At 50.1% G+C, this 9330-nt stretch carries 8 protein-coding genes; 4 read left to right on the forward strand and 4 right to left on the reverse strand.

The window, feature by feature from the left end:
- Positions 1-8 precede the first annotated feature (8 nt).
- Positions 9-1376, reverse strand: coding sequence for a YheC/YheD family endospore coat-associated protein (locus tag IFU39_RS21615; RefSeq protein ID WP_091014585.1), 1368 nt, complete (start codon positions 1374-1376; stop codon positions 9-11).
- 236 nt (positions 1377-1612) lie between these two features.
- Here IFU39_RS21615 and IFU39_RS21620 point away from each other — a divergent pair, with 236 nt between their 5' ends.
- From IFU39_RS21620 to IFU39_RS21630, 3 genes are all read left to right on the forward strand, one after another.
- A complete protein-coding gene (locus IFU39_RS21620; RefSeq protein WP_036609862.1) occupies positions 1613-1960 on the forward strand; it encodes a YlbF family regulator in 348 nt (115 codons plus the stop codon).
- A gap of 114 nt (positions 1961-2074) precedes the next feature.
- Positions 2075-2359, forward strand: coding sequence for a hypothetical protein (locus IFU39_RS21625; protein WP_085981456.1), 285 nt, complete (start codon positions 2075-2077; stop codon positions 2357-2359).
- Between the two features lie 245 nt (positions 2360-2604).
- On the forward strand, positions 2605-3939 hold the full coding sequence (locus tag IFU39_RS21630; protein WP_091014583.1) for a DRTGG domain-containing protein: 1335 nt from the start codon (positions 2605-2607) through the stop codon (positions 3937-3939).
- 141 nt (positions 3940-4080) lie between these two features.
- Here IFU39_RS21630 and IFU39_RS21635 read toward each other — a convergent pair whose 3' ends face one another.
- The 3 genes from IFU39_RS21635 to IFU39_RS21645 form a co-directional block, all read right to left on the reverse strand.
- Positions 4081-4422: a YtpI family protein gene (locus IFU39_RS21635; RefSeq protein ID WP_091014581.1), complete on the reverse strand. Its 342-nt coding sequence runs from the start codon at positions 4420-4422 to the stop codon at positions 4081-4083.
- An 82-nt stretch (positions 4423-4504) separates the two neighbouring features.
- On the reverse strand, positions 4505-4993 hold the full coding sequence (locus IFU39_RS21640; protein WP_017689500.1) for a hypothetical protein: 489 nt from the start codon (positions 4991-4993) through the stop codon (positions 4505-4507).
- A gap of 21 nt (positions 4994-5014) precedes the next feature.
- The gene (locus IFU39_RS21645; RefSeq protein WP_026081169.1) at positions 5015-5344 is read right to left on the reverse strand and encodes a YtrH family sporulation protein; all 330 of its coding nucleotides are present in this window, start codon (positions 5342-5344) and stop codon (positions 5015-5017) included.
- 267 nt (positions 5345-5611) lie between these two features.
- On the opposite strand from IFU39_RS21645, the gene IFU39_RS21650 reads away from it, so the two are divergent.
- A partial coding sequence (locus IFU39_RS21650; RefSeq protein ID WP_244661048.1) for a DNA polymerase III subunit alpha occupies positions 5612-9330 on the forward strand: 3719 nt, incomplete at its 3' end.

Below are 9330 nucleotides of genomic sequence, written 5' to 3' on the forward strand. Positions count from 1 at the left end.
ATAACTTTTCAAAAACCCGCCAGGTACGTAGAGTATTCAAGCATGGCTTTGACGGAAGGGCGGATCTTGCTCTCACTCAGTGGTGTATTATCATTCTTGGATGGTTTGGAGTTGACTTCGAGCAGCCATACGCGCCCAGTGGTGTCCAGAGCCAGATCAATACCAAGTTCACCAAAATGAGCAGGGATGGCACTCTCGATCCCTTTTGCGATATCCAGTGCTGCGGTGTGCAATCCTGCATACGCGGAAGCTTTGGCTGATCCAGACAACTGTGTTTTGGCAACAGCATCCTTGACGGTGCTGAGACTTCCACCCCGTGCCAGATTGGATACGTAGTGACTCCCGCCTGCAATCCGGGCGACGATGGAGGTTACACTCCATTTACCTGTACGGTTTTTTTGCACGAGCGCACGGAAATCCACGGGTCTGCCACTGTTGTCAATGAGAGTCAGCCCTTGTTGGATCTGATAACGCGTTGTTTTCATTTTCCCAGACATACTGGCATACAGTTTATCCAGAGAAGTATACGTTTGTTTCCGGGTCCCCCCGACGCCAGTCGCCAGAGTCAGGAAGCTTCCGTCTGTCTGACGTGAGACCCGGATGATCCCTTTGCCCAAAGAACCGCGTACGGGCTTCAGAAATACAACCGGATGTCGGTTGCACATCGTCTTGAGCATGGCGGACGTCTTGAGCAAATGAGACTCGGGAAGAACTCGTTTAAGCGTTGAAATGGACTTGAGTGCGTCAAACACTTCGTTTTTGTCCAGAAACTTTTCATTGAAGGTTTGCGTGCCGTAGAGCGATTTTACTTCTTTCATAAAATGCTGTACGCTAGGTTTGTTCTCAAGCTTGCGGGACGTTAGCCGGTTATTGACGACGTCTGCTACAGGCAGAACAGTCTTTTTCCAGCCGTCATCATACACCCAGCCTTTCATATAACCCGTTACCGCTCCAATATCCTCCGGTGTGAAAAAGGATACATAGGCGCCTTGCTTACGGCAGGCGTTCACCAGTTCTTGACAGAACATCGTGATGGAGCCAAAGGGCCGATCGGGCTGATCGGGATAATCCTGGCTAACCAGTACACTGATGTAGGGTCCAAGGCGAAGCGTACGGCTGGCTGAACGATAGGATACCCTCAGGACCGAACGTGGAACGAGACCGGTCTTGGTGGCAACTGTCTGATTGATGCGCAGCCCGTCATACCTTGGTACCGGAATAACAGTGACTTCGCGGCGGAAAGAGCCAAATTGCAGCTGAAGCGGCCTTCCTGAAGGGATTTTAAGCGCCTTAAGCACCCCTTCGCCCAGCATGATGACGTCGTCCTGCAGGATGCCCGAGCCGGTAACCTGAATCGTTACTTTTTTAGTGGACATCACGGATCTCCTTCCGGGCGGCAACTTGATGTCTGATCTCGAAGTTGAACGGCATCTGAACATGGCATGTGCTTCATCATATGAGGACATATAACCCTTGGTGATTGACCCATATGGATTAAATGCATTTGATTTAAGGCAGGTTATGGATGGCCTGTTTCAGATCGTCCTTGTTTGACAGGAGAGAAAAGCGTGTATTAACACGGATGAACAAACCAATCTGAGGAGGAATAATAGTGAACATTTATGACAAAGCCAATGATTTGGCCAAAGCACTGAGAGAAAGCAGCGAGGTGGAAGAGATTACTTCCGCGATGAAGCTGATTGAAGCTGATCCGGATGCAAAAGCAATGCTGGATAACTTCCGTGATCAACAAATGGAATTGCAACAACGTATGATGAGCGGGGATATGCCAGCTCCGGATGAGATGGAGAAAATGGAGAAACTGTTTGAAGTACTGAGCTTGAATCTGAACATCCGTCGCTTGTTTGATGCGGAGCGTCGCCTTAGTGTCATCATTGAAGACGTGAATAAAATTATTGCTGATAGTCTGGGTCATCTGTACGGTGGCGCTGAAGCGTAAAAAGGTAGTTCAAAAAGGTTGTCTTGTTTTTTTTACCTGAACCTTTCATATTGGCTCCTTATCGTTCATAGACTAGACATATAGAGTCGATCAAGAACGAAGGAGCTGTGAATGGTGAAGAGGTTGAAAAAAGCAAAACATGTGATCTATCTGCTTATTGCGTTGTCGATGCTGGTCATTGCACTGCCGCGGATTTCCTTTGCTGGAGGAATGGACTGGGTTAATATTTTTGGCATCGTATGGGTGCTGTTCTCTTTATTAATCGTTGGTGCACATCTGCATTTTATTCTCGGTGTGGATGAAGAGAAGAAGCGTGCACTGGAAGCCGTCCGCCGGGCGAAGCTGCGGCAGTGGGAGATGAAACTGCTGGACAAGCAGGAGCGGAGCGAGTCTGTATAAGGTGTGGAAATACATTCTGCACGTCAGGGCCAACAGCGTTGGTTCTGCCTCTGGAATAAGACCGGATTACCTTGCGCATAAGGGGTCCGGTCTTTTTGGTATATAACGGATTAGCGTACAACATGGAAGAGTGAACTCATTCGGTGCCATTCCCCTGAGAGCGGGATAGGATATGGGGTTATTTTCCTAAAGCCGTGTTATAATAGATACAGTATAGTACAGATGCATCTTCGGGGGTGGTACAGTTGGACGGACAGGAAGAGAACGTAACGAAGCATGAACAGTTACTTCAACATATTGAACAACTGAAGGTTGGCAGCAAAATATCAGTACGTGGACTTGCACGGGAGTTGGGTGTAAGTGAAGGGACAGCATATCGTGCGGTGAAAGAGGCGGAGAACTTCGGGCTGGTCGTGACCAAAGAACGAATTGGAACGGTGCGGATCGAGAAGAGACCTCGGGGCATGTCGGAACAGTTGACCTTTGCTGATGTTGTGACCATTGTGGAAGGCCATGTGCTGGGGGGGAACGAAGGTCTCGCCAAACCGCTGCACAAGTATGTGATTGGTGCGATGAAAGAACAGGCAATGGCCCGTTATATTGACGCTGGAAGCTTGCTGATTGTGGGTAACCGTGAAGATGCTCACTCGCTTGCCCTCGAACAGGGAGCGGGCGTGTTGATTACGGGTGGTTTTGGGACAAGTCGTGAAGTAAGAATTATGGCTGACGAGCTTGGGCTACCGATTATTTCATCCAGACATGATACATTCACGGTGGCTTCGATGATTAACCGTGCGATCTTCGACCGGCTGATTAAGAAAAAAATTATGCTTGTTGAGGATATCATTGGTCAGAAACCTCGCTTGCAGGTATTGAAGGTGACCAGTTCAGCCGCAGATTTTCATATGTTGGTTTCAGAGACGGGTGAACATCGCTTTCCAGTCGTGGATGAATGGAACCGGGTCATCGGGATTGTGAGTCTGAAGGATGTCAGTGAGCTGAAAGAAGATCAAAGTATTGAGAAATGCGTGGTACGCCGCCCGATTACGGCTTCATTGCAGACATCTCTTGCTTCTGCTGCCCAGATTATGACTTGGGAAGGAATCGATTTTCTGCCAATCGTGGATCGGAACCGCAAACTGATTGCGTCCGTCACACGCAAGGAAGTGCTTCAGGCCATGCGGGATGCACAGAAGCAGCCACAACTGGGAGAGACGTTTGATCATCTGATCTGGAACGGGTTTGCCGAGGAGCGCGGTGAACAGAACGAATTGTTATTTCACGGATTCATCATTCCTCAGATGGCAACGGATCTGGGTACGATCTCCGAAGGTGTTCTGTTGAATGTGATGACTCAGGCTGGCCGACGGGCAGCGTGGGATGTTACAGGGAACGACCATGTGGTGGATAATGTAACGACGTATTTTGTTCGACCGGTTCAGATTGAGGATCAGATCCTGGTTCGACCGTTAATTCTGGAAACCAGTCGTCGAACGTGCAAAATGGACATTGTGGTTACCCGTGAAGGCAGTGTGGTATGCAAAGCGGTAATGACATTGCAGTCGATTGACCATGCCTAGCAGGGTACGTTGCCTGGGCATAGACAAAGAGAGTACTCCCTGATCGAGAAGCTCTGCCGTTGCGCTGTCGCGCGGTTCTGGCTTCGCTTAATGAAGGGAAGTACTCTCTTTTTGCAGACAGAACGATAACACTTCAACGAATCATGCAGATTGTCCGGAGGTTTTACCTGATCCATTACTGGACCGTTGTTGAAGCCGCGCATAATAACTGCGGTTACGTATTCCGGCAAATACATTATACGCACCCATAATCAGAAATAGCGCTTCCACAACCACAGATAAAGTGGAACCCGTGAAGACAAACATCAGGATCAGCGCAAGCACAACAAGCATGCCACCCATCCAGATATTCGTCCACGAACGGTACAGACCGGCGCTGGCAGCATCCGAACTTCTGTGTGAACGAATACTGTTCAACGCTGCAAAAACCATGGTAACAGCAAAGATGGCGATTAGAGCATATTTGAGTACATCAATGAACACAAAGACGCAGCTCCTTTTCTGGAAAGCATTTACTGCCCTTATTGTACCATGCAGAGATGCAGACAAGGGCAGTTTTTTGCTGTTACGCAGGAACGTGCATGCGAATCTGTACCCAAACTTGCAGTACGCCTTCCATAACCAGCATCGTTTTGACCTGAACGGTGTACTCCTTTTCCCTGACCGAGTACACTTTCTGATTCAGCATGATTCGCGTCATTTTACTATACTCATCAATGTTGAATACATCTCTGCCCCGAAGTACCTCAAGTTCGTCTCCGAGCTTCTGTAACATCACTTTCAGAGAAGCCTCGTCTGGCCCCTTATCCGATTCTTCTGCACGGACCTTGATTTCCTTGATAACGGTTTGGCGTTTACTGTATTTTTTCAGCGTTTTGATATCCTCCTCATTCTGATGCAGCTGAAGCTGCAGCTCCTGATTGTTCAGCCACAACGCATTGTAACTCAGGTGAAATACGCCATTGTAGACGACACATCCAGCGATCATTCCCAGAACAAACACAGCGGTCATTCGCATCAGCGGGCGGTAACGGGAAAATGGCGGAATTCTCATGAACGCTGTTCCTGTCTCATATTAGCTCCGGCCTCCGCCGCACACCCATTTCACCAGCTCGGTTCCCATATGAGCGCCCATAAAAGCAGAGATCAAATACAGGATTTGTTTGACCGCCGGAGACAGGTTACCATCCAGGAAATTGCTCTCGATGACACGCATGGGATCTATTGTGCCGCCGACAGCGGCTGCGAGTGCCCATATCTTTATTTTCCCAGAAATATCGAGCATCGTCTGTGTCGGAGGCTGAAGAGAGATCACTGCTCCAATACCTCCGATCATCGCGCCGCCCAGCACGATTCCAAACGCAATAAAGAAATCAAGAATGGCTTTGGACAAAAATGTGCTCACTGGCAACACCCCTTTCAGACCTAGCAGCACACCTCCTGTCTTCGGTCTGTCACAGGGGGAGCGGCTTGTACTTCTATTGTATGGGCGTGCCCCCGAACGTTATGATAAAATAGAATAATAAAGTCTCCTTTTAAGAGGTTGTTACAAATTCTAATAAAGAGACTCCATTTTTTATTTATTTAATTCATATATATGAGATAGATAGGGTAGCAGACGGATCAGAAGATCCGATGCTGTGACTATCTGCGGCGAAAGGAAGAAAAAAACATGAGTTCTTTTGTGCATTTGCACGTTCACAGCGAATACAGTTTGCTGGACGGCGCTGCGCGTATTCCGGATCTCGTGAATAAGGCTGCAGATCTCGGAATGACGACACTTGCGCTGACCGACCATGGCGTGATGTATGGTGCAATTCCTTTTTATAAAGCATGTATGGAGCGAGGCATCAAGCCGATTATAGGGTGCGAAGCATACATGACAGCAGGGTCCCGCAAAGAGCGGGGAAGCCGCAAGGATCAACCGATTCATCACTTGATTTTGCTGGCCAAAAATATGACGGGTTACCGTAATTTGATGAAATTGTGCTCCATTGGACATCTCGAAGGTTTTCATTACAAACCCCGTGTAGATATGGAAAGTCTGGCTGCCCATCACGAGGGCATTATCTGTCTAAGTGCGTGTCTGGGTGGTGAAGTACCACAACATTTGCTGCATGGAAGAGAAGAAGAGGCGAGACGTGCGGCGTTACGCTACAAAAATATCTTTGGTGACGACTTCTATCTGGAACTTCAGGATCATGGGCTTTCCGAGCAAAAAAGGGTAAATCCGCAGTTGATCAAACTGGCTGCTGAGCTGGAGATCCCGCTTGTAGCGACCAATGATGCGCATTACCTGTCGGAAGAGGATGCTGAGCTTCAGGATGTGCTGATCTGTATCGGAACGGGCAAGACGGTGGATGATGAGAATCGGCTCCGAATTGGAACCAATCAGCTCTATCTGAAAAGTGAAGAAGAGATGGCTCGTTTGTTTCCTCATGTACCGGAAGCTCTGGCAAATACCGTTCGCATTGCGGATTCCTGTGAGTTGAAGCTGGAATTCGGCAAATCGATTTTGCCGGAATACAGACCGCTTCCTGATGGACTCAGCCCTTCGGCGTATCTGCGTCAGCTGTGCGAAGAAGGAATGGAGGAGCGTTATGCGCAGTCCACGCGTTGGACAGATGCGGAGCTTCGATCCGAACTCGAACAACGATTGGCGTATGAGCTGGGTATAATCGACAGCATGGGATTCTCGGATTATTTCCTGATTGTTTGGGATTTTATCGCCTATGCGCATAAACAAGGCATTGTTACTGGACCGGGCCGGGGCTCCTCGGCAGGTAGTCTGGTAGCGTACACTTTGCATATTACCGATGTTGACCCGATGAAATATAATCTGCTCTTCGAACGATTCCTGAATCCCGAGCGGATCTCCATGCCGGATATAGATATTGACTTCAGCGATGAGCGGCGGGATGAGGTCATTGATTATGTCGCTCATAAATATGGCAAAGCCCATGTCGCCCAGATTATTACGTTTGGAACGATGGCTGCTCGGGCGGCCGTGCGTGATGTTGGACGTGCACTGAATGTGCCTTACGGCGAAGTGGACAAGGCTGCAAAGCTGATTCCAGCGCAGCTCGGCATTAACATCGAGCGGGCCATGGAAGCTACACCTGAACTGAAGGCGCTGTATGAAACCAAGCCTAAGACACGTGAGCTGCTGGATATGGCGATGAAGGTCGAAGGTATGCCACGTCATGCTTCGACGCATGCAGCGGGAGTGGTTATCTCCCGTGACCCGCTGACCGATGCGGTGCCACTTCAGGAGGGCAGTGAAGGGACGGCGTTAACCCAGTATTCCATGGAAAACCTGGAGTCTATTGGGTTGCTTAAGATGGACTTTCTTGGTTTGCGTACCCTCTCAATCATTGAGCGGTGTGTACGCTGGATTGGGGAACATGGAGAAATTCCGGACTTCCGTCTTATTCCCGATGATGATCCGTTAACGTACGAGATGCTTGGGCGAGGGGACACGATGGGCATATTCCAACTGGAATCTGCCGGGGTACGCCGTGTGCTGAAAGAGATGAAGCCAAGTAGTTTTGAAGATGTAATCTCTGTACTTGCCTTGTACCGTCCGGGTCCGATGGAGTTCATATCCAAATACATTCAGGGCAAGCATGGACAGATTGAAGTGGATTACCCCCATGTGGATCTCGAGCCTATCCTGAAAGATACGTACGGCATCATCGTGTATCAGGAACAGATCATGCAGATAGCCTCCCGGATGGCGGGTTTCTCGCTGGGTGAGGCAGATTTGCTCCGCAGAGCGGTCTCCAAGAAGAAACGGGAAGTGCTGGATCTGGAGCGTGGACACTTTGTACAAGGCAGTCTGAAACAAGGGTATAGCGAAGAAGAGGCAGACCTGGTCTATGATATGATCGTCAAGTTTGCCAACTATGGCTTCCCGCGTGCTCATGCCGCAGCATATGGTGTGCTTGCGTTCCAGACGGCGTATCTGAAGGCGCATTATCCGGTTCATTTTATGGCATCCATGTTAACAGCTGTAATGGGCAGTCATCGGAAAGTGGCAGAGTACGTAGTGGAATGTCGGCGTATGGACATGGAGGTGCTTCCGCCGGATGTGAATGAGAGCGGTATTCTGTTTACACCTGTATTTGTGCCGTCCGGCAGCGCAGGAGCCGGGGATCAGAGCAGCGCATCGCAGCAGACTGCGGGAGCAGAGCCCAAGAGTGACGCCGGAAGCCCTTCCCAAGAACATGCCGCGAATGGTAACGGGAGTTCCTTCAGGGAAGATCGCGTTCATGAGCATAATGGGCATTCGGAACAAGCAGAATATGGTGAAGCACCTCTGCCGGATGATCCCGGTCCTGGACCCGATGAGGACAGTGGTGGATATGATTGGCAGGCAGCGACAACCATGCCTGAGGCATCCGACAACCGGAAGGAACCGGGATTGGTGGCGGCTTCTTCATTGGAAAATGGTAATGACGAAGGACAAGAAGCGTCTTCCTCTCACGAGGAGCATGGGGAACTGTCCTCTGCGGAGAAGAACGTTGCAGTGTCTAATGATAGTCCGGATGAGGAAAAATTAACGGGTGCAATACGATTTGGTCTGGCGGCTGTGAAAAATGTTGGTACCCAGGCAATGGAAAGCATTATGATCGTAAGGCAGGAGAGACCGTTCGACAGTTTGCTCGATTTTTGTCGTCGTGTGGATCTGCGTGTATGCAACAAACGTGTGATTGAATCGCTGATCCAGGCTGGAGCTTTTGACACATTACCTGGGCACCGGGCCCAATTGCTGGCGATGCTGGATGAGACTGTTGAGGCGGCTCTGAAATGGCGCAAGGAACGTGAGGATCTGCAGATTCAATTGTTCGACTTTGTTGAGACGCCAAACTGGGAGATTGAATATCCGGAAATTCCTCCTTATTCCTCAGGGCAGCAACTGGAGCTAGAGCGAGAGTTGTTAGGTTTGTATCTCTCTGGGCATCCGCTGGATGACTGTGAAGATGTGCTGGAATCGAGTGGGGCTGACCGGATCATGGAGCTGACCGAGGCTGCAGACGACACGATGACCGTCGCTGCGGGTATGGTTGTGTCCGTGAAGTCGATTACGACGAAACAGGGCAAAGCTATGGCGTTCATGGAGCTGGAAGACCAGATTGAACGCTGTGAAGTGGTTCTCTTTCCCGAGGTATGGCGGCGTAGCCAGCAGCATGTCGGGAAAGGTGAACTGCTCGTCGTGCGTGCCAAAGTGCAGCAGCAGGACGAAGGGTTTAAGCTGCTGGCTGAGGAAGTTGTGCCGTTGTCACCGGCGGCACTGGAGCAGCAGCTGCGCAGCCGCGACCGGCGCGTCAAGCCCGGCAGCGGCAGCTCTTCGCGCCCGGCGCAGGCGGCTTCGCCGCGGCGGCCAGCGGG

The organism is Paenibacillus sp. CFBP 13594 (genome assembly GCF_014842675.1).
Classification (GTDB): Bacteria; Bacillota; Bacilli; order Paenibacillales; family Paenibacillaceae; genus Paenibacillus; species Paenibacillus amylolyticus_B.